The following is a 20973-nucleotide window of genomic DNA, read 5'->3' on the forward strand; positions in this document are numbered from 1 at the left end:
GTCGTTAACCTCTACCCATTTGCCCAGACCGTCGCTCGTGAAGGATGCTCGCTGGAAGACGCGGTGGAAAACATTGATATCGGCGGCCCGACCATGGTGCGCTCCGCCGCGAAGAACCATAAAGACGTCGCTATCGTAGTGAAGAGCAGCGACTACGACGCCATCATTAATGAGATGGACGCCAACGAAGGCTCCCTGACGCTGAACACCCGCTTCGACCTCGCGATTAAAGCCTTCGAACATACTGCCGCTTACGACAGCATGATCGCTAACTACTTCGGCAGCATGGTCCCGGCCTATCACGGTGAAAGCAAAGAAGCCGCTGGCCGCTTCCCGCGCACCCTGAATCTGAACTTCATTAAGAAGCAGGATATGCGCTACGGCGAAAACAGCCACCAGCAAGCTGCCTTCTATATAGAAGAGAATGTAAAAGAAGCCTCCGTAGCGACCGCCACTCAGCTGCAGGGCAAAGCGCTCTCCTATAACAACATTGCCGATACCGATGCGGCGCTGGAGTGCGTGAAAGAGTTCAATGAGCCAGCCTGCGTGATCGTTAAGCACGCTAACCCATGCGGCGTTGCCGTCAGCGACTCGATCCTCGATGCCTACGATCGCGCCTATAAAACTGACCCAACCTCCGCCTTCGGCGGCATCATCGCCTTTAACCGCGAGCTGGATGCGGAAACCGCGCAGGCGATCATCTCTCGCCAGTTCGTCGAAGTGATCATCGCACCGTCCGCCAGCGAAGAAGCGCTGAAGATCACCGCCGCGAAGCAGAACGTCCGCGTACTGACCTGCGGTCAGTGGAATGCTCGCGTTGCCGGCCTCGATTTCAAACGTGTCAATGGCGGCCTGCTGGTTCAGGACCGCGATCTCGGCATGGTCAACGCGGGCGAACTGCGCGTGGTCAGCAAACGTCAGCCAAGCGAGCAGGAACTGCGCGATGCACTGTTCTGCTGGAAAGTAGCGAAATTCGTCAAATCCAACGCCATCGTCTATGCCAAAGACAATATGACCATCGGGATAGGCGCCGGTCAGATGAGCCGCGTCTACTCAGCGAAAATTGCCGGGATTAAAGCTGGTGACGAAGGTCTGGAAGTGAAAGGTTCCGCCATGGCCTCTGACGCATTCTTCCCGTTCCGCGACGGCATTGATGCCGCAGCCGCAGTGGGCATCACCTGTGTGATCCAGCCGGGCGGCTCTATCCGCGACGACGAAGTGATTGCCGCCGCTGACGAACATGGTATCGCCATGATCTTCACCGACATGCGCCACTTCCGCCATTAATTCACGGAGCTACAGATGAAAGTATTAGTAATCGGCAACGGCGGGCGCGAACACGCGCTGGCCTGGAAAGCGGCCCAGTCGCCACTGGTTGATACCGTCTACGTCGCGCCGGGCAACGCAGGTACCGCGCTGGAGCCGTCGCTGCAAAACGTCGCCATCGGCGTTACCGATATTCCGGCGCTGCTTCGCTTTGCGCAGGATGAAAACATCGATCTGACCATCGTTGGCCCGGAAGCGCCGCTGGTCATTGGCGTGGTTGACGCATTCCGTGCCGCAGGGCTAACCATCTTCGGGCCAACCGAAGGCGCCGCGCAGCTGGAAGGCTCAAAAGCCTTCACCAAAGATTTCCTCGCTCGTCATCATATCCCGACGGCGGAATACCAGAACTTCACCGAGGTCGAGCCTGCGCTGGCTTATCTGCGCGAGAAAGGCGCGCCGATCGTCATCAAAGCTGACGGTCTGGCAGCGGGTAAAGGCGTTATCGTGGCGATGACCCTTGAGGAAGCTGAGGCGGCGGTCAAAGATATGCTGGCCGGCAACGCCTTTGGCGATGCAGGCCACCGCATCGTGATTGAAGAGTTCCTCGATGGCGAAGAGGCCAGCTTTATTGTCATGGTCGATGGCGAGCACGTCCTGCCGATGGCCACCAGCCAGGATCACAAGCGCGTCGGCAACGGCGATACCGGCCCCAACACCGGCGGTATGGGCGCTTACTCCCCGGCGCCGGTGGTCACTGATGAAGTCCATCAGCGCACCATGGAGCGGATTATCTGGCCAACGGTGAAAGGCATGGCCGCCGAAGGCAATACCTATACCGGTTTCCTGTATGCCGGTCTGATGATCGACAAGCAGGGTAACCCGAAGGTGATTGAGTTCAACTGCCGCTTTGGCGATCCGGAAACCCAGCCGATCATGCTGCGCATGAAATCCGACCTGGTAGCGCTGTGCCTCGCCGCCTGCGCCGGCAAGCTGGACGAGAAAACCTCTGAGTGGGATGACCGCGCGTCGCTGGGCGTGGTGGTTGCCGCCGGCGGCTATCCGGGCAATTACAACACGGGTGATGAGATCTTCGGCCTGCCGCAGCAGGAAGCCGCAGATGGTAAAGTCTTCCACGCCGGCACCAAACTGGCAGACGACCAGCGCGTCGTCACCAACGGCGGGCGCGTGCTGTGCGTGACCGCGCTGGGTGAAACCGTGGCGCAGGCGCAACAGCGCGCCTATCAACTGCTGACCGATATTCGCTGGGACGGCAGCTTTAGCCGTAACGATATCGGCTGGCGCGCCATCGAACGTGAAAAGGCTAACGGCTAAGTTTAGCCAGCAGCGTTTTCCGCGTAATGCCTAACTGACGGGCGGCTTCGGTTTTGTTGCCGCCCGTTTTCTCCAGTGCCGCCAGAATCACCTCTTTTTCAACTTCCACTAACGGCTGAATCAGCGCGTTCTCGCTATCACCAAACGGCAGCGGCGTGCCCGCTATCGCCAACGGCAGTTCTCGCTCGGAGATATAGTTTCCGGTCAGCAGCACCACCGCCCGCTCCACCGCATTTTCCAGCTCACGGATATTACCCGGCCAGGCGTAGTGGATCAGCAGATCCATCGCCTGCGGCGTAAACCCCTGCACCGTTTTGCGGTTACGTTCGGCATAACGCTTGAGAAAGTGTTGCGCCAGCAGAGGAATGTCTTCCCGTCGCTGACGCAGCGGCGGCATATCAATGGTCACGACATTCAGGCGGTAATAGAGATCCTGGCGAAAACGCCCGGCGCTCACCTCTTCCGCCAGATTGCGATGGGTGGCGGCAATCAGCCGCACATCAACGGCAAGCGTCTGGTTACTGCCAACGCGCTGCACCTCGCGTTCCTGAATCGCCCGTAGCAGACGCACCTGCATCAATGGTGAGATATCGCCAATTTCATCGAGGAACAGCGTGCCGCCATCCGCCTCGACAAAACGCCCTTCCCGCCGCCGATCCGCCCCGGTAAAAGCCCCTTTTTCATGGCCGAACAGCTCGGACTCCAGCAGCGATTCGTTCAGCGCCGCGCAGTTTAGCGTCACCAGCGGCTTCTCGCGGCGCTCGCTGCAGGCGTGGATGGCGCGCGCCACCAGTTCTTTACCCGTTCCCGATTCGCCGCAGATCAGCACCGTCGCATCTGAGGGCGCCACCAACGTAATATTGTTGATAAGCGCCTGCATCGCCGGGCTATCACCAATCATGCCCCACCGTGAATACGTCGCAACGCTGGGATCGCTCTCGCTCTGTTGCGTGTGCGCCAGCGCCTGAACCAGCGTCTGCTGCAGAGTGTCAAAATCCAGCGGTTTGACCAGATAATCCATCGCCCCGGACTTAATGGCCTCTACCGCCGTGCCAACGCTGGAAAACGCCGTCATGATCAGCACCGGTATCGCCGGGTTATAGGCCTTAATCTCTTTTAACGTCGCGATACCGTCCATCTCCGCCATACGGATATCGCACAGCACCAGGTCGAAGACCTGCTGATGGATCTGCTCCAGCGCCTGCAGGCCGTTGTGAGCTAATGCCACCTGATAGCCCCAGCCGCGTAGCAGCGCCTGCAGGATCGTGCAGTGGCTGATGTCATCATCAACGACCAGAATCTGTACCTTATCGCTGCTCATCTTCCCTCCGTTGAGCCACCACCGGTAGCCAAAGCGTAAATATCGCTCCAGCCCCCGGCTGACTTTCGGCGCGGATCGTCCCGCCATGTTGTTCGATAATATTCTGTACTACGGCCAGTCCCAGCCCGGTGCCGTCCGCCTTGGTAGTGAAATACGGCGTGAAGATGGCCTGCAGCTCTTCATCGCTCATCCCCTTACCGCTATCTGTGACAACAATCTTCACCCTCTGACGATCGGCTTCGCTTGCCGATACGCGAATGACGCCATCGCGGCCAATCGCCTGCATCGCGTTCAGGTACAGGTTCAACAGCACCTGGTTCAGGCGGTCAGCATCGGCGTTGATCGTGGTTAGCTCAGGGCGCGGAGTAAATTGCAGCGCGATCCCGCGACTCTGCGCATCCTGGCTTACCAGCTGCAATGAGTGCCGGATAAGCGCGTTGATATCCACCGGCTGGTAATTTAAATGCGCGGGTCGGACCAGCTCCAGCAGCTCGCTGACCACCCGGTTCAGGCGGTCGGCCTCTTTGGCCATCACCTGCGCTAGTTGCTGCGCTTCGCCGCCTGGGGGAGTTCGCTCGGCAAAATACTTCGCCAGCCCTTTAATCGAAGAGAGCGGATTGCGGATCTCATGCGCGACCCCCGCCGCCAGATGCCCAAGCGCCACCAGCTTTTCTTTGCGGGCCATCGCCTCCAGCAACTGCTTGCGTGAGCGACGATAGCGGTGGAACCAGAACTGAGCGAGGATCGTCGCCGCGATGACCAGCGCCGCAGCGCCCAGCATGATCATCATGTTACGCTGGCCGCGGGCCTGCGCCGCATCCAGCTCGCGGCTATCAAAGGCGAGAAAAATCACCTGCGGGACGGTGGTTTGAGCCAGCACGCTGTTGCCGCGATTCATCATCCCCATATGATGGCCGCGAGCAGGATTGAGCGGGCGAAACTGGCGATAGATCTCCAGCGCTGGCTGCGGCTCGCTAAGCCGGCGCCAGCGGGCCTGTTCGCTAACGTTGAGTTCGCGCATCTGCGCCGGACTGTACAGCGCGTTATCCACCTGCTGCGGATCGCTGTGGGCGATGATTTTACCGTCTTCATCGGTCACCGCGAACCACAGCACACCGGGCTGCCAGGCCATCTCTTCCAGCAGCGCCTGCAACTGCGCGTGATGCATACGCATCCCCATCCCGACCCGCGTGCCGGACTCCAGCGCCCGGATCAGCACGCTCCCCTTTTCTTCGATGGTTTGCCGGGCCGCAGCGGTTTCGCGGCCATAGTCACGGACGATCATCGTGGAAAACAGAATAACCAACAGCACAATTGTGCCGGTCAGCAGCCAGCTCAGGGCATCAGCGGCAACGTCCCGGGAGAAAGGTTTGATCTTCATCGGCGAGTCCTTGTCATCTCCTTTTCGCTTTCACCAGGATCCTTCAGCAGAAATCATGCCATTTTCCCACGCCGCCAATCCTGTTCTCAAACATATCGCCCGCGGTTTAGTGAGTAAAAATGACTCGCCTGACCCGCCAGGAACGGGTCATTTTTACTCACCTTCCCCATCGGCTCCTCCGGCAGGCCCGTACGGGCGGGCTTTTTCAGGCTGGCATGGAAGATGCAACAACAAGAGAAACCACACAGGAGATAATGCCATGAAACGGAACCGTACCTTACCTCTCTCCCTCATCACCCTTGCCGCACTGACCTTTGGCAGCAACGCGGCCTGGGCCAACCATCACTGGGGCAATAACAACGGGATGGGCAATCAGGGTTACAGTCAGCTGACCCAGGAGCAACAGGCCACCGCGCAGAAACTACATAACGATTACTATGCGCAAACCAGCGCCCTGCGCCAGCAGCTGCAGTCCAAACGCTATGAATACAACGCACTGCTCACGGCGCAAAAACCGGATAGCGGAAAGATTGAAGCCGTCGCTCAGGAGATGGAAGGCTTACGCCAGAAGCTGGATCAGCAGCGGGTGAAGTTTGATGTCGCCCTGGCTGAGGCAGGCGTTCCCCGCGGCGCAGGAATGGGATACAACGGCTGCCGCGGTAACGGCGGTGGTCATATGGGCATGAACCACTGGTAATCGTTAGAAGCTTTTTTCCGTCGGCTGCCAGGTGCAGAAGTTTTCATTGGCGACCAGCAGTAGTTGAGAGCCTTCAGACGCCTCCAGCCAGGCAATGCTCACCGCGGCGGAGGAATGACTCTGGCGACGTTCAATATGCGCCAGGGCCCGGCTATCGAGGTCAGGCTTAACCGTCTGACCTTCGCAGGTCAACACGGTATGCGCGGCAGCGTTCCAGCGCCCCTGACGCAGGACGACGCGTCCCTGCCGGAGAGCATCGCTGGTCTGGCGGATCTGCTCGGCGCGATAACGATACAGCGCGACCTGGTCGCTGGAGAGCTGTTGCTTCTGCCCGTCGACTTCCCGCTGCATAAAGCTGAGATCGCCCTGCGCGTCGAAGCGGGCGCGAATATGTTCCGGCGGCTTGCCGTAGACATTGAGTTCGATAAACGTCAATTGATCGCCCTGCCAGCGATATTCGCTGGTCGAGGTGTCCCCGTGACGCCACGGGCTGAAGGCGGCGAGAAGATGAACTTCATCGCCAGAATCTTTACGCCAGATGCGCATCGCCCCCTGATTATCCGCATAACCGCTGGCGGTAAACGGAGGAAGCGAGGCGTTATGGCTGCAGGCAGTCAGCAACAGGATGCCCGCCAGCGCCAGAGGTCGGCGCCAGACAGACAAAAGGGGCTTAATAGCCCCTTCGATAAAACTGTTCACTGCCACGCGGTCTTACTTAACTGCGTCTTTCAGTGCTTTGCCAGAAACAAATGCCGGCACGTTAGCTGCAGCGATTTTGATCTCTTTACCGGTCTGCGGGTTGCGGCCAGTACGCTCAGCGCGGTGGTTCACTTTGAAGGTACCGAAACCAACCAGTTGAACAGCATCACCTTCTTTCAGAGACTCAGTAATTGCAGCCAGGGTAGATTCCAGGGCAGCTTTAGCCTGTGCTTTGGACAGGTCAGCTTTGTCCGCAATTACATCAATCAGTTGAGTCTTGTTCATAAGTTATCCTTACAATGTGTTTATCGCTTGCTAAGCATCGAGTGCGACGGAAATGCCAAAAAAGCACCCTCCTGCATACACGCACCGATAGCCACTTTTTTTCGCCCTCCAAATGTAGACCAGACGGGGGGCGGAATGGAAGCCTTCAGACGCTACAATTCAGGCGGTAAATCACGTTTTCTGGTCTCACTGCTGAAAATTTATACCAATATTGCTCTCACCGGCCTCACGCAGGTCCGCGCGCAGACCTTTTATCAGCTCAAGGTCACGCTCTTCACAGTCGGCCAACAGGCGGAAAATTTCCCACTGGATATCCCATTCCTGCTCTACCGCCGGGTTCGCTTTGAGTTCTTCATCGGTCATTTCACGACCAGCCTGGGTCATTTCCAGCATCGCCACGCTGGTGATGGATGACTTGCTTACCTCAATCGCGTGTTCAAGTGTTTCACCACTCAGACGCGAATGGATCAGTTCACTCAACGCCACACAGGCGTCGATCGCCGGATAAACACCGTACAGGTCGAAATCATCTGCCGCCGGGATCGCCTCTTCCAGCTTCTCCAGCTGGCTGTCGAAATTCACCTTCGCATCTTTAACCGTCAGCGTTTCCCAGATCAGGTCCAGGATACGACGGTACAGCTGGCCGTCGCCGAACTCGGTTTGCTTGCAGAACATAGCGTAGTTAGGGTACATACGCTCGCACAGGCAAGCCATAAAGGTGACATGCTGCCAGCTTTCCAGCTTCTCCAGGCGCAGGTGAATCGGGTTTTGTAACATGATGAATTCTCGAAGTCAGAAATTAGGCGCAGTGTACCTGAATCAGCCGTGATTTGCTTGCCAACGCACGAACGACGGACGACGGGAAGCCACTGCATCGGCCCAGCGCGTCGGCTCGGGCAGACGATAGCCTCGCATACAGCGCTCGACCCACATTAAGGCGCTGTCCATCCCCACCCGATGGCCGGTGCTAATAAACAACGGGTTGCAGCGCACTTTGCTGCGCCAGACCCAGGCCAGTTGCTCATTTTTATCCATCAGCGGGGCCAGTGCGCCGGGCTCATCACCCATTTCGCCAATTTTTCCGCACAGCCGTTTTTTCGCCACGCCAATGGTCGGCACGTCAATCATCAGACCAAAATGGCTGGCGACGCCGAGCCGCCGGGGATGGGAGATGCCGTGGCCGTCAACGAAGAGCAGGTCAGGTTTCTGCGAAAGCTGCTCCCACGCCGCCAGCAGCGCAGGTGTTTCGCGAAACGAGAGAAAGCCGGGAATATACGGCATGGTGGTGGCGACGCGCGCCACCTGATACTCCACCAGCTCGAGCTCAGGCCAGGTCAGCAGCACCATTGCAGCTCGGGTCACTTCCCCTTCCTGCTCAAACCCGACATCCGCGCCGCCGATCAACGCCGGCGGGTCGCGATCCAGTCGATCCGCTCGCTCGACCGATGCGGCTAACTGTTGCTGTTGGGTACGTAGTGCGGCTAAGTCCATACGGCTTATCTCCTATTGGTGATAGGGTGCGGAAAGACGATGCACCGCTTCAACAAAGACGCCCGCATGCTGCGGGTCGACATCCTGATGGATGCCATGACCAAGGTTAAAGACATGGCCTTCGCCCTGGCCGAAGCCGGCGAGAATAGTCGCCACTTCCTCTTCAATACGCGGGGCGGGCGCATAAAGCATCGACGGGTCCATATTGCCCTGTAGCGCCACTTTGTGACCTACGCGACGGCGAGCGTCGGCGATATCGGTGGTCCAGTCGAGACCCAGCGCGTCACAGCCGGTCTCCGCCATCGCTTCCAGCCACTGGCCACCGCCTTTGGTGAACAGGGTCACCGGCACGCGGCGGCCTTCATTTTCCCGCAGCAGGCCATCGACAATTTTATGCATATAGTAGAGCGAGAACTGCTGGTAATCGCGACCGGTCAGCACCCCGCCCCAGGTGTCGAAAATCATCACCGACTGCGCGCCGGCTTTGATCTGCGCGTTGAGATACAGGGTGACGCTTTTCGCCAGCTTCTCCAGCAGCGCATGCAGCGCCTGCGGTTCGGCGTACATCATCTTTTTGATCACGGTGAACGCTTTGCTGCTGCCGCCTTCCACCATGTAGGTCGCCAGCGTCCACGGGCTACCCGAGAAGCCGATCAGCGGCACTTCGCCTTTCAGTTCGCGGCGAATGGTACGCACGGCGTTCATTACGTAGCCCAGTTCCTGCTCCGGATCCGGGATCGGCAGCTTGTCGACGTCGGCTTTGCTTTTTACCGGCGAGGTGAAGCGCGGGCCTTCGCCGGCTTCAAAGTACAGCCCCAGACCCATCGCGTCCGGGATCGTCAGGATGTCCGAAAAGAGGATCGCCGCATCCAGCGGGTAACGACGCAGCGGCTGGAGCGTCACTTCGCAGGCCAGCTCGGCATTTTTACACAGCGACATAAAGTCGCCCGCTTGCGCACGGGTGGCTTTGTACTCCGGTAAATAGCGGCCCGCCTGGCGCATCATCCACACCGGGGTGACATCAACCGGCTGACGCAGCAGCGCGCGCAGGTAACGATCGTTTTTCAGTTCGGTCATTTTTACATTCCTTTAGCGTTGATGCGCCCAGTGTAACATGTCACTCGAACTCTGCCCGACACATCGCCACCGTATCTTCGATCAGGCGTCGCGCTACCGTTCCCGGCGGTGGCAGGAGCGGCAGATTGTCAAAGCGGTACCAGTCCGCGGTCAGCAGTTCTTTTTTGTCGACCACGATATCGCCATCCGCGTAATCCGCCATAAAGGCGGTCATCAGCGACTGCGGGAACGGCCACGGCTGAGAGGTCACATAACGCAGGTTTTTCACCTTGATGCCGCTCTCCTCCATCACCTCTCGGGCGACGGCCTGCTCAAGGGTTTCACCCACTTCGACAAATCCGGCCAGCACGGTATGCACGCCGTTACGATGCCGGGTATGCTGCGCCAGCAGGATCGAATCGTCGCGACGGATAGCGACGATAATGCAAGGAGCAATTTGTGGGTAGTAGCGTTCACGGCAGTGGCTGCACAGCATTGCCCATTCGCTTTTGCTGGCATGCATCGGATGGCCACAGTAGCCGCAAAATTTATGCGATCGATAAAATTCGGCGAGCTGGATCCCTCGCCCCGCCAACTGGAAGAGCCCCGGATCCTGATCCAGCACCTGGCGTAACGATCCCATGTCATGACGGCGATCCTGACGCACCATCCAGACGGACTCGCCCTGCCACTCGCCAATATGCAGCGCATGCTGGCCGACAAGATCGAAATTAACCGCTTCGCCATGTGGTAATTCTCCACCAGGCAACCATAATTTTTGTTCGTGACTGACAACCCACCAGCCGCGATCTAATTTTTCAATAATACGATCCATATCTATTGCACTACCTTTGCTTCACTGGCATGTTGTTAACATTATATTTACATTTTGGTGAGCAGATTTAAAATCAAAACTTGCGGAGTCAATCATGCTAAACCAGCTGGAAAACCTGACGGAGCGCGTTGGCGGTAGTAATGAACTGGTCGATCGCTGGCTACAAGTGCGTAAGCATCTGCTCGTGGCTTACTACAATCTGGTTGGCCTGAAACCGGGCAAAGAATCATTTATGCGGCTTAACGAAAGAGCGCTGGATGACTTTTGCCAAAGTCTGGTGGATTACCTCTCATCTGGTCATTTTAGTATTTATGAACGCATTATTGGCGAAATGGAAGGCGATACCCCACTTTTAGCCGCCACCCGGCTTTATCCACAGCTGGAAGCCAATACCCAGCAGATGATGGACTACTACGATACCTGCCTCGAAAACGCTATCGATCACGATAACTACCTTGAATTTCAGCAGGCGCTGTCGGATATCGGCGAGTCGCTGGAAGCACGTTTTGCGCTGGAAGATAAACTGATCGCCCTTGCCGTCGCGCATAACCTGAGCAATGACGTGCACGATAATATTGCGCCGACTGCTTGAGTTGTGCGCAATTAACGAGTAGTTTACCTCCATTCCCCCTCTCCGGAGGGGATGTCATCTTGTCGGAGTGCCTATTTTCCATGCGCAGGCTAACGTGGAAAAGGCTGAGACCGTTAATTCGGGATCCGCGGAACCTGATCAGGCTAATACCTGCGAAGGGAACAAGAGTAAACTGCTGGTCGCACCTTTCCGTTATGGACTGGTCGCATCTGTTACTCCATCCGTCGTCTGACAAGCCATCTCCTTGTTTAACTGGAATGCGCTATGTCTACTACCAAACTCACCCGTCGGGAACAACGCGAGCACGCACAGCGATTCATTGATACGCTGGCAGGTACCGCTTTTCCCAATTCACACCGCATCTACATTCACGGCTCACAAGCGGATATCCGCGTCCCGATGCGTGAAATTAAGCTCAGCCCGACCCTCGTCGGCGGCGATAACGACCATCCCCAGTACGAAGCCAATGAGCCGATTCCGGTGTATGACACCTCCGGGCCTTATGGCGACCCGGATATTGACATTGATGTCCGCCAGGGGCTGGCAAAGCTGCGCCAGCCATGGATCGACGCGCGTAACGACTGCGCTCCGCTCAGCGAACGTAGCTCGGCTTACACTAAAGCGCGGCTGGCCGACGACGGCCTCGATGAGCTGCGCTTCAGCGGCCTGCTGACGCCCAAACGCGCCGTCTCTGGCAAATGCGTGACGCAACTGCACTACGCCCGCCAGGGGATCGTCACCCCGGAGATGGAGTTCATCGCCATTCGCGAAAACATGGGTCGCGAACGTATCCGCAGCGAGGTTCTGCGCCAGCAGCATGCCGGGGAAGGCTTCGGTGCCCGCCTGCCGGAAAACATTACCCCCGAGTTCGTCCGCGATGAAGTTGCCGCCGGGCGCGCCATCATCCCGGCCAACATCAACCACCCGGAATCTGAGCCCATGATTATCGGCCGCAATTTCCTGGTGAAAGTGAATGCCAATATCGGCAACTCGGCGGTGACCTCTTCCATCGAAGAGGAGGTGGAAAAACTGGTCTGGTCAACCCGCTGGGGCGCCGACACGGTGATGGACCTCTCCACCGGCCGCTATATCCACGAAACCCGCGAGTGGATCCTGCGCAACAGCCCGGTGCCGATTGGTACCGTCCCGATTTACCAGGCGCTGGAGAAGGTCAACGGTATTGCCGAGAACCTCACCTGGGAAGCCTTCCGCGATACCCTGCTGGAACAGGCCGAACAGGGCGTCGACTACTTCACGATTCACGCTGGCGTGTTGCTGCGCTACGTGCCAATGACCGCGAAGCGCCTGACCGGTATCGTGTCGCGCGGTGGTTCAATCATGGCCAAATGGTGCTTGTCGCACCATCAGGAAAATTTCCTCTACCAGCACTTCCGCGAAATCTGCGAAATCTGCGCCTCCTATGACGTTTCGCTGTCCCTCGGCGATGGCCTGCGCCCCGGCTCGATCCAGGATGCCAACGACGAGGCGCAGTTTTCCGAGCTGCGCACCCTCGGCGAACTGACGAAAATCGCCTGGGAGTATGACGTGCAGGTGATGATCGAAGGCCCCGGCCACGTGCCGATGCAGATGATCCGCCGCAATATGACTGAAGAGCTGGAGCACTGCCATGAAGCGCCGTTCTATACCTTAGGGCCGCTCACCACCGACATCGCGCCAGGCTACGACCATTTCACCTCCGGCATTGGTGCGGCGATGATCGGCTGGTTCGGCTGCGCCATGCTGTGCTACGTCACGCCAAAAGAACATCTCGGCCTGCCCAACAAAGAGGATGTGAAGCAGGGGCTGATTACCTACAAAATTGCCGCCCACGCCGCTGACCTCGCGAAAGGCCACCCGGGCGCGCAGATCCGCGATAACGCGATGTCAAAAGCACGTTTCGAATTCCGCTGGGAAGACCAGTTCAACCTCGCGCTCGATCCCTTCACCGCGCGGGCCTATCACGATGAAACCCTGCCGCAGGAGTCCGGCAAAGTCGCCCACTTCTGTTCCATGTGCGGGCCGAAATTCTGCTCAATGAAGATCACCCAGGAAGTCCGCGACTACGCCGCCAGGCAGGCCATCGACGCCGGAATGGCCGATATGTCGAATAACTTCCGCGCCCGTGGCGGCGAAATCTACCTCAAACAGGAGGAAGCCTGATGTATCAACCTGATTTTCCACCCGTCCCATTTCGTCTCGGACTCTACCCGGTGGTTGACAGCGTGGCGTGGATTGAGCGCCTGCTGGAGGCGGGAGTGCGTACTATTCAGCTGCGCATCAAAGACCAACGCGACAGCGACGTTGAAGATGACGTCATCGCCGCCATCGCCCTTGGCCGTCGGTATCACGCCCGGTTGTTCATTAATGATTACTGGCAGCTGGCGATTAAGCACCAGGCCTACGGTGTACACCTGGGGCAAGAAGATCTGGAAACCACCGATCTGAGCGCCATCCGCAAAGCCGGGCTGCGCCTTGGTGTTTCCACCCATGACGATATGGAGATTGACGTCGCGCTGGCGGCTCGACCTTCCTACATCGCACTGGGTCACGTCTTCCCGACACAAACCAAACAGATGCCTTCCGCGCCGCAGGGCCTCAAGCAACTTGCCGGGCATATTCAGCGGCTGGCGGATTACCCCACCGTCGCGATCGGCGGGATTAGCCTTGATAAAGCACCGGGCGTGCTGGCGACTGGCGTCGGCAGCATCGCGGTGGTCAGCGCCATTACCCAGGCGGCGAACTGGCGGGCAGCGACCGACCAGCTGCTGGCGCTGGCGGGAGCAGGCGATGAATGATCACGACTTTATGCGCTATAGCCGCCAGCTGCTGCTGGAGGATATTGCCATCGAGGGTCAGCAGAAACTGTTAGCCAGCCGGGTGCTGATTATCGGCCTTGGCGGGCTGGGCTCCCCGGCGGCGCTCTATCTTGCCGGAGCGGGCGTCGGGACGCTGACCCTGGCCGATGACGACGCGGTGCATCTCAGCAACCTACAGCGGCAGATCCTGTTCACCAGCGAGGATATCGACCGGCCAAAAGCCGCGGCGGCAAAGACCCGGCTCAGTCAGCTAAACCCGCAGATCAAACTGGTTGCGCTCCAGCAACGTCTGAGCGGCGAGGCGCTGCGCGCTGAGGTGGCGAAAGCGGACGTGGTGCTGGACTGCACCGATAACATGGTGACCCGCCAGGCAATCAACGCCGCCTGTGTCGCCCTCGACACCCCGTTAGTGACCGCCAGCGCCGTCGGCTTCGGCGGTCAGTTGATGGTATTGACGCCCCCCTGGACGCAGGGCTGCTATCGCTGCCTGTGGCCGGATAGCGACGAACCGCAACGTAACTGCCGCACCGCGGGGATCGTCGGCCCGGTCGTCGGCATGATGGGCACGCTGCAGGCGCTGGAGGCGATTAAGCTGCTCAGCGGAATGACGACGCCACGTAATACCCTGCGGCTGTTCGACGCCCGCACCAGCAACTGGCGCAACCTGGCGCTACAGCGCTCCCGGAGCTGTCCAGTGTGCGGAGGGCGACATGCAGATTTGGTTTAACGACGAGCCGCTGGCATGTGCCGACAATCTCAGCGTCAGCGCCCTGCTGACCCAGCTCGAACAGCTGCAGCCGGGCGTTGCGCTGGCGCTCAATCAACACATCCTGCCGCGCGAGCGGTGGGAAGATCATCTCTTGCAGGAAGGCGATCGGATCCTGCTTTTTCAGGTTATCGCTGGAGGCTGACATGTTACGTATTGCAGACAAAACGTTTGAATCCCATCTTTTTACCGGTACCGGCAAATTCGCCGCCCCGGAGGTGATGGTTGAGGCGATTCGCGCCTCGGGCAGCCAGCTGGTGACCCTGGCGATGAAGCGCGTCGAGTTACGCCAGCACAATGACGCTATCCTCGCCCCGCTGCTGGCGGCGGGGGTCAGCCTGCTGCCGAATACCTCAGGCGCCAAGACGGCGGAAGAGGCGGTGTTTGCCGCCCGCCTGGCGCGGGAAGCCCTGGGTACCCACTGGCTGAAGCTGGAGATCCACCCGGATGCCCGCTGGCTGCTGCCCGACCCGATTGAAACCCTGAAGGCGGCGGAGCTGCTGGTCCGCGAAGGGTTCGTCGTCCTGCCCTACTGCGGCGCCGATCCGGTGCTGTGTAAACGGCTGGAAGAGGCTGGCTGTGCTGCGGTGATGCCGCTGGGCGCGCCGATCGGCTCCAATCAGGGACTGGAAACTAAAGCCATGCTGGAGATTATTATCGAGCAGGCCACCGTACCGGTGGTGGTCGATGCCGGAATTGGCGTGCCGAGCCATGCGGCGCAAGCACTGGAGATGGGCGCGGATGCGGTGCTGGTCAATACCGCCATTGCCGTCGCCGACGACCCCGTGGCCATGGCCCGCGCCTTCCGTATGGCAGTCGATGCCGGATTACTGGCGCGTCAGGCCGGACCGGGGGCACGCAGTACGCAGGCGCAAGCCACCAGCCCGCTGACCGGATTCCTGGAGGCGCTGGCATGAAAACCTTCAGCGATCGCTGGCGGCAGCTGGAGTGGGACGACATCCGCCTGCGCATCAACAGCAAAACCGCCGCCGACGTCGAACGGGCGCTGGCGGCCAAACCGCTCACCCGTGACGACATGATGGCCCTGCTTTCACCGGCGGCGGCCAACTATCTTGAACCCCTCGCCCAGCGCGCGCAGCGGCTCACTCGCCAGCGCTTCGGCAATACCGTCAGCTTCTACGTGCCACTGTATCTCTCCAACCTGTGCGCCAACGACTGCACCTACTGCGGCTTCTCAATGAGCAATCGCATTAAGCGCAAGACGCTGGATGCCGCCGAGATTGCCCGCGAGTGCGCCGCGATCCGCGACCTGGGCTTTGAGCATCTGCTGCTGGTCACCGGCGAACATCAGGGCAAGGTGGGGATGGATTATTTCCGCCAGCACCTACCGGCTATCCGCAGCCAGTTTTCCTCGCTGCATATGGAGGTGCAGCCGCTGGCGACTGAAGAGTATGCCGAGCTGAAAACGCTGGGGCTCGACGGGGTAATGGTCTATCAGGAGACCTACCATGAAAGCATGTATGCCCAGCACCATCTGAAAGGGAAAAAGCAGGATTTCTTCTGGCGGCTGGATACGCCGGATCGCTTAGGCGAGGCGGGGATCGACAAGATCGGCCTCGGCGCGTTGATTGGCCTTTCCGACAGCTGGCGGGTGGACTGCTTTATGGTCGCCGAGCATCTGCTGTGGCTGCAGCAGCGCTACTGGCGCAGCCGCTACTCGGTCTCCTTCCCGCGCCTGCGTCCCTGTGCCGGCGGTATTGAACCAGCTTCGCTGATGGATGAGCGCCAACTGGTGCAGACCATTTGCGCCTTCCGCCTGCTGGCGCCGGAGGTTGAACTGTCGCTTTCAACCCGTGAATCACCCTGGTTCCGCGACCGGGTGATCCCGCTGGCAATTAACAACGTCAGCGCCTTCTCTAAAACGCAGCCGGGCGGCTACGCCGACGATCATCCGGAGCTCGAGCAATTTGCCCCACATGACGATCGCCGCCCTGAAGAGGTTGCCAGCGCGCTAGCCGCCCGTGGCCTGCAGCCGGTATGGAAAGACTGGGACAGCTGGCTGGGACGCGCCTCGCAATCATCATGAAGTATGCTGCAAGCCGCTGATTATTTTGCGTGCCTGCACGAGAGATGAAAAACGGGGAGTCGCCCGATTGCCGCCGTTTTTCTATTCTGCCCGGGTCAGCAGCGGACGCTGACCAGGGCGAACGTTTTCTTCCTCATTTTCGCCCTGCCTCTCCGCGCTGCGCGAGGGCCAGTTCATTATCGACGAATATAAATCACGATAGATGAAGGCCTCAGAGTTATAATTGAGCAATAGTTAACTGATTCGATCGGCAGGCTCGCTGACACAAGCTGCGTTCGGACCCTTGGTTTATACATCCGGGACGATTAACGATTCATGGCGCTACACAACAGAAAGCTCTCTTTTACGACACCAATCGTCGTGGGGTTTGCCGGCATTTTGCTCAGTTTTATGCTGATTGCTACTTTCGTCACCCTGGCACAGCGGAAAGATTTTCTCGAAGATTATCACGATATTAACCGCAACTTTACCCACAACCTGGCCATCAACTACACGGAAACGCTGCTACGGGAAAATGATTTTATCCTCGGACGGGCGGCCACCTTCTTCGCCCGTAATGACGCACTCAATCACGCGGTGAATGTTGATCCGGAGAAAGGGTTAACCACGCTAATGCAGTTACAGAACATGATGCCAAGCGTCTCATCCATCTCGCTGGCGGATACCGCGGGCCACTATCTGCGTGCTCCGGAGATGCTGCAAAATGAAGACAGTAAAGCCTTCGATCCGAAAACGCGCCCCTGGTTTATCAAACAGGCGGAAGCCAGCACCTTCAGCCACTACACCAGCCCGTATATGGATTATTTCACCCACCATCCGACGATTACCATTTTCAAACCCATCATTACTCCGGAGGGTAGACTCAAAGGCAGCCTGGCTTTTCATCTTGATCTCACCTCCATGGGGTTCGCACTACGGCAGATGGTCGCCCCCGTACAGGGGGAATTTTTTGTGGTGCAGCGGGATGGCAACGTTGTCCTGCACTCCGACCCGGGCGCGCTGTTTAAACCCTTCGTCAGCGGCGAACTGATGGATAAAATGACCAGCGGAGAGGGACAGCTTTACGATACCAGGAGCGATACCTGGTATTACTACTACTCCTTTACCAATCCCGACTGGTTCGTGATTTACCGTGTCGATAACGCCACCCTTATCAATCTGACGCGCCATGAGACGAACTTAGTGATCGGCGGTTTCGCACTCGCGGCGATCATCATCATTTTGTTCGGCCTTTATCTGCGTCATGCCTCCCGTACCGTACTGATGAATATCATCAATGCGATTAAAACGGGTGACGTCAAACGTGCTCCGCGCCTTGAGGCAATGCTGAGTAAAGCAATTGAAACCAACAAGCAACGCGAACTGACCTACGTCCGCCAGGCCACCATCGACGCCCTCACTGGCTGCAAAAACCGCCGCGCCTTCGACAGCGATATCGCCGCGCTGATGAACGATCACCAACCTTTCGCCCTCGCTCTGGTCGATATAGATAACTTCAAATCGATCAACGACACCTGGGGACACCTCAACGGCGATATCGTCCTGCGCAACGTCGCCCGCGAGGGGCTGCAGGTCCTCCAGCCGCTGGAGATTTCCCTTTATCGCTACGGCGGTGAAGAGTTCGCGGTGGTCTTTCCTGCCGAACATATCGATAACGCCCGAACACTACTGGAAACATGGCGAGTCAACGTCGAGCGGCGTACCTGGCGCGAAGATGGCTTGACGGTCACCTTTAGCGCCGGACTGGGGGAATGGAACATGGAGCCGCTGGATAAACTGGTGGTGAGCGTCGATGAGGCGCTTTACAAAGCCAAGCAACAAGGTAAAAACCGCATCCTGCGCGCGTAAGACAACAGGACACGGCCGCCCACTTCGGTGGGCTTTTTTATTTTTACCGGCAAAAATGAAACCGGTTTCAATTTTTGTGTGATGACTTACACACAATCATGGTAAAGCGGTTGTCGCATCGCCAGGGCCGCGATAAAGATAAGACATCACGGAACACAAGGGCCACTGACTATGAAGAATATCGTTTTGTGCTGTGCCGCCGGTATGTCCACCAGCATGCTGGTTCAGCGTATGCAAGATGCCGCGCAGAAGAAAGGTGTTGAGGTTTCTATCAAGGCCGTCCCGGTCGCCGAGTTTAAAGATAACCTGGCCGCCGCCGACATTATTTTGCTCGGCCCGCAGGTGAAATATGAGCAGGCTAAACTGCAGGCGCTGGCCGATCCCTTCGGCAAGAAAGTCGCGGTGATCGATATGATGGACTACGGCATGATGAAAGGTGATGCCGTTCTGGATAAAGCCCTTAAGATGCTGGAGTAATCGATGGAAGATTTAGAAACGATCATCATGGAGCTGTTGGTCAATGCCGGTTCCGCACGTAGCGCGGCGCTCACGGCTCTCCAGTTAGCACGGAAAGGTGACTTTGCGGCAGCCGAGCAGGCCATGGCCGAATCCCATGAGTTCGTCAAACATGCGCATAAAATCCAGACCCAGCTCATCGGCCTGGATGAAGGTACCGGTAAGCTGCCGGTCAACCTGATCACCGTTCACTCTCAGGACCACCTGATGAACGCCATGGTCATTCAGGATCTGGCGACCGATATGATTGAACTCTATCGTCGTCTGCCGCTCGCGCAGTAACCTCGCGGATTTAACGGGCGCCGCTGCCGGCGCCCGTCCCCTCTCAAAGAAAACCGTACATTGCGGCAAATACCCAGCCAAACACGCAGGAGACACCGACACCGATGAGCCCGGGCAGGATAAAGCTGTGGTTAATGACAAAGCGGCCGATATGCGTCGTGCCTGAACGGTCGAACTGGATAGCCGCCAGATCGCTTGGGTAGGTCGGCAGAATATAGTAGCCGTAGCAGGCCGGCGCAGAAGCCACGATATAGGCCGGGTCGACGCCGATGGCCAGGGCTACCGGCACAATCGCCGCCAGCGCTGCCGCCTGGGAGTTAACAAACTTAGATACCAGTAACAGCACGATGGCGTAGGCCCACGGGTACTCCTTCACCATCTCTCCGAGCACACCTTTAATCTCGGTCATATGCGCGCCGAACATAGTTTCCGCCATCCACGCGATGCCGTATACCGCGACGATAGCGATCATTCCCGAACGGAAAACCTCATTTTTAGAAATCGACGCCGGGTTAGTTTTGGTAATGATGATAATAAGCGCCCCGGAGAGCAGCATGAACATCTGGATCACCAGCACCATCGACAGCGGCTTACCGTCGAAGGCCGGGCGTAGTTCGGAAAACGCGCCGAGCAGGGCCACCACGGCGATGGAAGCAAGGAAGATCCACATCGCAATCCAGTTGCTGGTCGGCAGCTTTTTATCCAGCAGCGTCGCTGTATCGCCATAGACGTAATGGCGATTTTCCGGTACCGCAATAAACGCCTGGAAGGCTTCGTCTTTATCCAGATCTTTGCCACGGAACCAACTGAAGATACCGATCGCCAGGATCCCCAACAGCGTGGACGGAATGGTTATCGCCAGCAGGTCGAGAAATTCCAGGTGTTTACCGTTAAAGGTAAAATTCCCCAGCATCGCCACCAGCGAAACCACTGCTACCGAGACCGGGCTGGCGATGATCCCCATCTGGGCGCCTATGGAGCTGGCCGCCATCGGACGCTCCGGACGAATGTTATTCTTAATGGCGACATCGTAGATAATCGGCAGGATCGTGTACACCACGTGTCCGGTACCACAGAGTATGGTCAGCGTGCAGGTGACGAAAGGCGCGACGATCGAGACATATTTCGGGTTGCGCCGCAGCAGCTTCTCGGCAATCTGTAACATGACATCCAGCCCACCCGACGCCTGTAGCGTCGCCGAAGCGGCCACAACGGCAATGATGACTAACATCACATCAACCGGCGGTTTACCCGGCTGGAGATGGAACACAAAAACGAGGATAACCAAACCGATGCCGCCCAACAGGCCCAGCGCAATACCGCCTTTTCTGGCACCATAAAACAGACAAATTAAGATAATAATGAGTTGTATCGCAAATTCCATGCAGCCCCCAGAGCCTGTCCACTCAGACCAAAAGAAATGACCAACACCTGCCTGCCGGTATTATTTCTGCGTCTTATCGGGAGAAGCATGAGATGTGGCGATCCCTCTCCAGAGCAGTAGCTCCGAAGATAAAGCAGCAGAAGTAATCCCATGATTCATTAGGTATTTTGAATATATCGCCTTTGGATTGATTATTTTTTGATATGAGTAGAACTTTTACCCATATATAAATAAAGGTTTTTCCAGTGAACGGGGAATGGATATTTTATATGAATTAATTGCTAAAAATATGCGGCGTTAATATGTCGTAAATGTAATTAAAGACGAGGGCGAGGCGGCGGACAAACAATAAAAAAGCC

Annotated in this window: 22 protein-coding genes and 1 riboswitch; of the genes, 13 read left to right on the top strand and 9 right to left on the bottom strand. The window is 57.8% G+C overall.

The window, feature by feature from the left end:
- Window positions 1-1287 (top strand): bifunctional phosphoribosylaminoimidazolecarboxamide formyltransferase/IMP cyclohydrolase (gene purH / locus CWM53_RS16890; RefSeq protein WP_100750815.1); only part of this gene is annotated, 1287 nt, incomplete at its 5' end.
- Between the two features lie 15 nt (window positions 1288-1302).
- Entirely contained in the window at window positions 1303-2598 is a 1296-nt protein-coding gene (purD, locus tag CWM53_RS16895; protein WP_060876755.1) for a phosphoribosylamine--glycine ligase, read from the top strand.
- Here purD and zraR read toward each other — a convergent pair.
- Both zraR and zraS read right to left on the bottom strand, forming a co-directional pair.
- A complete protein-coding gene (gene zraR, locus CWM53_RS16900; RefSeq protein WP_100730535.1) occupies window positions 2588-3919 on the bottom strand; it encodes a sigma-54-dependent response regulator transcription factor ZraR in 1332 nt (443 codons plus the stop codon). The two genes, purD and zraR, sit on opposite strands and share 11 nt — an antisense overlap.
- Window positions 3906-5300 carry a two-component system sensor histidine kinase ZraS gene (gene zraS / locus CWM53_RS16905; protein WP_074387384.1) on the bottom strand — a complete coding sequence of 465 codons (1395 nt, stop codon included), beginning with the start codon at window positions 5298-5300 and terminating at the stop codon, window positions 3906-3908. The genes zraR and zraS overlap by 14 nt, the downstream gene beginning before the upstream one ends.
- Before the next feature lie 259 nt (window positions 5301-5559).
- Here zraS and zraP point away from each other — a divergent pair, with 259 nt between their 5' ends.
- Window positions 5560-5997 (top strand): zinc resistance sensor/chaperone ZraP, encoded by a 438-nt coding sequence (gene zraP / locus CWM53_RS16910; RefSeq protein ID WP_074387385.1) that lies wholly within the window; start codon window positions 5560-5562, stop codon window positions 5995-5997.
- Between the two features lie 3 nt (window positions 5998-6000).
- Here zraP and CWM53_RS16915 read toward each other — a convergent pair whose 3' ends face one another.
- The 6 genes from CWM53_RS16915 to nudC all read right to left on the bottom strand — a co-directional run bounded on the left by CWM53_RS16915 (window position 6001) and on the right by nudC (window position 10363).
- Window positions 6001-6696 (bottom strand): DUF1481 domain-containing protein, encoded by a 696-nt coding sequence (locus tag CWM53_RS16915; RefSeq protein WP_060876757.1) that lies wholly within the window; start codon window positions 6694-6696, stop codon window positions 6001-6003.
- Between the two features lie 12 nt (window positions 6697-6708).
- Window positions 6709-6981 carry a nucleoid-associated protein HU-alpha gene (gene hupA / locus CWM53_RS16920; RefSeq protein ID WP_002884342.1) on the bottom strand — a complete coding sequence of 91 codons (273 nt, stop codon included), beginning with the start codon at window positions 6979-6981 and terminating at the stop codon, window positions 6709-6711.
- A 186-nt stretch (window positions 6982-7167) separates the two neighbouring features.
- Window positions 7168-7758: a YjaG family protein gene (locus CWM53_RS16925; RefSeq protein ID WP_060876751.1), complete on the bottom strand. Its 591-nt coding sequence runs from the start codon at window positions 7756-7758 to the stop codon at window positions 7168-7170.
- A gap of 42 nt (window positions 7759-7800) precedes the next feature.
- Complete coding sequence (nfi, locus tag CWM53_RS16930; RefSeq protein ID WP_074387386.1) at window positions 7801-8472, bottom strand: deoxyribonuclease V; 672 nt, start codon at window positions 8470-8472, stop codon at window positions 7801-7803.
- Between the two features lie 12 nt (window positions 8473-8484).
- Window positions 8485-9549 carry a uroporphyrinogen decarboxylase gene (gene hemE / locus CWM53_RS16935; RefSeq protein WP_074387387.1) on the bottom strand — a complete coding sequence of 355 codons (1065 nt, stop codon included), beginning with the start codon at window positions 9547-9549 and terminating at the stop codon, window positions 8485-8487.
- 40 nt (window positions 9550-9589) lie between these two features.
- Entirely contained in the window at window positions 9590-10363 is a 774-nt protein-coding gene (nudC, locus tag CWM53_RS16940; protein ID WP_074387388.1) for an NAD(+) diphosphatase, read from the bottom strand.
- 94 nt (window positions 10364-10457) lie between these two features.
- Between nudC and CWM53_RS16945 the strand changes: the two genes are divergently transcribed.
- The 10 genes from CWM53_RS16945 to CWM53_RS16990 all read left to right on the top strand — a co-directional run bounded on the left by CWM53_RS16945 (window position 10458) and on the right by CWM53_RS16990 (window position 19230).
- Window positions 10458-10955 (top strand): Rsd/AlgQ family anti-sigma factor, encoded by a 498-nt coding sequence (locus tag CWM53_RS16945; protein WP_061156151.1) that lies wholly within the window; start codon window positions 10458-10460, stop codon window positions 10953-10955.
- Between the two features lie 53 nt (window positions 10956-11008).
- Window positions 11009-11133: riboswitch (TPP riboswitch) on the top strand.
- Window positions 11134-11219: 86 nt separating this feature from the next.
- Window positions 11220-13115 carry a phosphomethylpyrimidine synthase ThiC gene (gene thiC / locus CWM53_RS16950; protein ID WP_100676584.1) on the top strand — a complete coding sequence of 632 codons (1896 nt, stop codon included), beginning with the start codon at window positions 11220-11222 and terminating at the stop codon, window positions 13113-13115.
- The gene (gene thiE / locus CWM53_RS16955; RefSeq protein ID WP_074387390.1) at window positions 13115-13750 is read left to right on the top strand and encodes a thiamine phosphate synthase; all 636 of its coding nucleotides are present in this window, start codon (window positions 13115-13117) and stop codon (window positions 13748-13750) included. Before thiC ends, thiE begins: the two co-directional genes overlap by 1 nt.
- Window positions 13743-14498: a thiazole biosynthesis adenylyltransferase ThiF gene (gene thiF / locus CWM53_RS16960; protein ID WP_074387391.1), complete on the top strand. Its 756-nt coding sequence runs from the start codon at window positions 13743-13745 to the stop codon at window positions 14496-14498. The genes thiE and thiF overlap by 8 nt, the downstream gene beginning before the upstream one ends.
- On the top strand, window positions 14482-14682 hold the full coding sequence (gene thiS, locus CWM53_RS16965) for a sulfur carrier protein ThiS (protein WP_060876744.1): 201 nt from the start codon (window positions 14482-14484) through the stop codon (window positions 14680-14682). The genes thiF and thiS overlap by 17 nt, the downstream gene beginning before the upstream one ends.
- Before the next feature lies 1 nt (window position 14683).
- Complete coding sequence (gene thiG, locus CWM53_RS16970) at window positions 14684-15454, top strand: thiazole synthase (RefSeq protein WP_100750816.1); 771 nt, start codon at window positions 14684-14686, stop codon at window positions 15452-15454.
- Complete coding sequence (gene thiH, locus CWM53_RS16975; protein ID WP_074387393.1) at window positions 15451-16584, top strand: 2-iminoacetate synthase ThiH; 1134 nt, start codon at window positions 15451-15453, stop codon at window positions 16582-16584. The genes thiG and thiH overlap by 4 nt, the downstream gene beginning before the upstream one ends.
- A 315-nt stretch (window positions 16585-16899) precedes the next feature.
- Window positions 16900-18432 (top strand): sensor domain-containing diguanylate cyclase, encoded by a 1533-nt coding sequence (locus tag CWM53_RS16980; RefSeq protein ID WP_165784264.1) that lies wholly within the window; start codon window positions 16900-16902, stop codon window positions 18430-18432.
- A gap of 171 nt (window positions 18433-18603) precedes the next feature.
- Entirely contained in the window at window positions 18604-18909 is a 306-nt protein-coding gene (locus CWM53_RS16985) for a PTS sugar transporter subunit IIB (protein ID WP_002884150.1), read from the top strand.
- Between the two features lie 3 nt (window positions 18910-18912).
- Window positions 18913-19230, top strand: coding sequence for a PTS lactose/cellobiose transporter subunit IIA (locus CWM53_RS16990; RefSeq protein ID WP_008808002.1), 318 nt, complete (start codon window positions 18913-18915; stop codon window positions 19228-19230).
- A gap of 43 nt (window positions 19231-19273) precedes the next feature.
- Here CWM53_RS16990 and dcuB read toward each other — a convergent pair whose 3' ends face one another.
- The gene (gene dcuB, locus CWM53_RS16995) at window positions 19274-20614 is read right to left on the bottom strand and encodes an anaerobic C4-dicarboxylate transporter DcuB (RefSeq protein ID WP_008808003.1); all 1341 of its coding nucleotides are present in this window, start codon (window positions 20612-20614) and stop codon (window positions 19274-19276) included.
- Window positions 20615-20973: the final 359 nt, after the last annotated feature.

Source organism: Klebsiella sp. A-Nf5 (genome assembly GCF_002810545.1).
Taxonomy (GTDB): Bacteria; Pseudomonadota; Gammaproteobacteria; order Enterobacterales; family Enterobacteriaceae; genus Klebsiella; species Klebsiella variicola.

Excerpts from the sequence above, each read along its gene's own strand:
- purD (WP_060876755.1), top strand. The coding sequence starts at position 1,303 with ATGAAAGTATTAGTAATCGGCAACGGCGGGCGCGAACACGCGCTGGCC.
- zraR (WP_100730535.1), bottom strand. The coding sequence starts at position 3,919 with ATGAGCAGCGATAAGGTACAGATTCTGGTCGTTGATGATGACATCAGC.
- zraS (WP_074387384.1), bottom strand. The coding sequence starts at position 5,300 with ATGAAGATCAAACCTTTCTCCCGGGACGTTGCCGCTGATGCCCTGAGC.
- zraP (WP_074387385.1), top strand. The coding sequence starts at position 5,560 with ATGAAACGGAACCGTACCTTACCTCTCTCCCTCATCACCCTTGCCGCA.
- hupA (WP_002884342.1), bottom strand. The coding sequence starts at position 6,981 with ATGAACAAGACTCAACTGATTGATGTAATTGCGGACAAAGCTGACCTG.
- CWM53_RS16925 (WP_060876751.1), bottom strand. The coding sequence starts at position 7,758 with ATGTTACAAAACCCGATTCACCTGCGCCTGGAGAAGCTGGAAAGCTGG.
- nfi (WP_074387386.1), bottom strand. The coding sequence starts at position 8,472 with ATGGACTTAGCCGCACTACGTACCCAACAGCAACAGTTAGCCGCATCG.
- hemE (WP_074387387.1), bottom strand. The coding sequence starts at position 9,549 with ATGACCGAACTGAAAAACGATCGTTACCTGCGCGCGCTGCTGCGTCAG.
- nudC (WP_074387388.1), bottom strand. The coding sequence starts at position 10,363 with ATGGATCGTATTATTGAAAAATTAGATCGCGGCTGGTGGGTTGTCAGT.
- CWM53_RS16945 (WP_061156151.1), top strand. The coding sequence starts at position 10,458 with ATGCTAAACCAGCTGGAAAACCTGACGGAGCGCGTTGGCGGTAGTAAT.
- thiC (WP_100676584.1), top strand. The coding sequence starts at position 11,220 with ATGTCTACTACCAAACTCACCCGTCGGGAACAACGCGAGCACGCACAG.
- thiE (WP_074387390.1), top strand. The coding sequence starts at position 13,115 with ATGTATCAACCTGATTTTCCACCCGTCCCATTTCGTCTCGGACTCTAC.
- thiF (WP_074387391.1), top strand. The coding sequence starts at position 13,743 with ATGAATGATCACGACTTTATGCGCTATAGCCGCCAGCTGCTGCTGGAG.
- thiS (WP_060876744.1), top strand. The coding sequence starts at position 14,482 with ATGCAGATTTGGTTTAACGACGAGCCGCTGGCATGTGCCGACAATCTC.
- thiG (WP_100750816.1), top strand. The coding sequence starts at position 14,684 with ATGTTACGTATTGCAGACAAAACGTTTGAATCCCATCTTTTTACCGGT.
- thiH (WP_074387393.1), top strand. The coding sequence starts at position 15,451 with ATGAAAACCTTCAGCGATCGCTGGCGGCAGCTGGAGTGGGACGACATC.
- CWM53_RS16980 (WP_165784264.1), top strand. The coding sequence starts at position 16,900 with ATGGCGCTACACAACAGAAAGCTCTCTTTTACGACACCAATCGTCGTG.
- CWM53_RS16985 (WP_002884150.1), top strand. The coding sequence starts at position 18,604 with ATGAAGAATATCGTTTTGTGCTGTGCCGCCGGTATGTCCACCAGCATG.
- CWM53_RS16990 (WP_008808002.1), top strand. The coding sequence starts at position 18,913 with ATGGAAGATTTAGAAACGATCATCATGGAGCTGTTGGTCAATGCCGGT.
- dcuB (WP_008808003.1), bottom strand. The coding sequence starts at position 20,614 with ATGGAATTTGCGATACAACTCATTATTATCTTAATTTGTCTGTTTTAT.